1 protein-coding gene is annotated in these 1994 nt (G+C 23.2%); it reads left to right on the top strand.

Going from position 1 to position 1994, the window contains the following annotated elements; translation table 11 throughout:
• Positions 1-692: 692 nt before the first annotated feature.
• On the top strand, positions 693-1994 hold a 1302-nt coding region (locus AVBRAN12640_RS09760; protein ID WP_336613003.1), incomplete at its 3' end, for a hypothetical protein.

Below are 1994 nucleotides of genomic sequence, written 5' to 3'. Positions count from 1 at the left end.
AAGTTTTTTGTATTTTTATTTAGAGATTGTTTTTTAAAGCTTATTATTTTTACCTTAAACCTAAAAGTTTTTAATATTTTTTATATTAAAATTCTTTTGATTAGATTGTTAAAAATTTATAAAAATATTAATTTTTATAATTACCCCCCCCCCATTTTGTTAGTAATTGATTAACCTTTATATATTGATTTTTAACTATAATAAAGCATTTTTCATTTATTTTTTAGGGGAGAAAATGAATAGAACTATAAAATTATCTTTAATAACTTTTATATTAGCGGGGGGGGGGTAATTTAGCTCTTGCTGATGCAGTAGCAAATGCTACTAATGGTGGATTAATTAGTCCATTAGCTAATAAACAAGAAACTATTAGCAAAGATAAAATTATAATTAGTAATACATATCAAAGTCCAACCGATATTAATCATACAGGTGGAGTAATTACTATAGGTAAAGCCACAGAAACGCATACCATATCTGATTTAAATATAAATATAAATAATGGAAGTTATTTATTATTTCAAGGTGATTTAACACTAAATAAAGTAAATATTACAAATACAAAAAGTCAAAAATTTAATTTATTATTTGATAATAGAAATAGTGATAATAAAGATATAGTATTCAATGAAAGCAATTTAAATGGCATAAAAATAGATTTATGGACTAATGCTGTTAGTAATTCAAAGAATTTGATTTTTAATAAAGGAACATTAAATAATGTAAATATAGGAAGTCAAACAGCTTCGAATGGTAAAATTAAAGATCTTAATTTTAAAGTTGTTGAAAGTGAAATAAATAGTGGTAATTTTTCATATAAAACTACTTTTGTTAATTCTAAATTGCTTGGAAATATTAGTGGAAATATTGTTGTAGATAATTCTATAGTAGAAGCTACTTTAAATACGAATACTTTAGAAGTTATAAATGGCACTACAATTAGTTCTGATATTAGCAAGGTTAATAATTTTATTTTAGATAATTCTACTTTAACCACAGATTTAAATGCCAAAAATATTACTATTAAAAATGATGCAAAATACAATAATAAAAATATCACAGCAAGTGGCGCATTGACTATTGAAAATCATCAAATTATAAATAACGATAAAGATAAAATAACATTAAAATCTAATGGAATTTCAACATATAAAGATAGTGTTATTAAAAATGCAGTTTTGGATTCAAATCTTAATAGGATTGATTTTTATAATACAAATGAATTAGATAATGTAAAAATATCTAATGATAATGCTTGGGATGTTACAAAACATCATATTACGATTTGGGATAATACTAAGGTTACAATAAATGATAGTGAGATAATTAATTCAGCTATTAATCAATCTGCTTCAGCAGATTTTGATAGTGAAGTGATTATTAATAATACTAAATTAGTAGATACAGGAATTGGGGCTTTAAATAAAAATGATTTATATACTAGAATTCCAAAATTAGAATTAAATAATGTAAATTATATAAATAATGTAGAAAATAGTGGGATTTTTGCAAAAGAAATTACTATAAATGGCGGATATATAAAAGCTAATAAATTATATGGAACTGATACTTTTATAGTTCCAGGAGTAAATGATATTTCAACTCAAGATAATACTAAGGTTATTATAAAAGGTGGTGCTATTATAGAAGCATTGGTTGATGGGGAAGAATTAGAGATATACAATTCAAAACTAACAGGAGATTCTCTTATTACCAACATAAAAACAGATAATAGTGAATTAATCGGCAAAATAGAAGCTACTAATAATATTGATATTAGCAATTCTAGTATCAAAGGTGATATAAAAGGTAGTGAATTAAAGCTTTTAAATTCTGATTTAAATTCAAATTTAATAGATATTGCAAATAATGTAATTATTGAAAATACTGAAACAAAAACCATCACAGGAAATTTCAAAGTAGGCAATGACTTTAAATCAAGTAATACAATTATTCAAGGCAGTATTAATACTACAAATAATATGGAATTAAAT

The organism is Campylobacter sp. RM12640, assembly GCF_020137595.1.
GTDB lineage: Bacteria > Campylobacterota > Campylobacteria > Campylobacterales > Campylobacteraceae > Campylobacter_E.
Note: the sequence above shows the minus strand (reverse complement) of the source record. Positions and strands in the feature narration are given on the sequence as shown.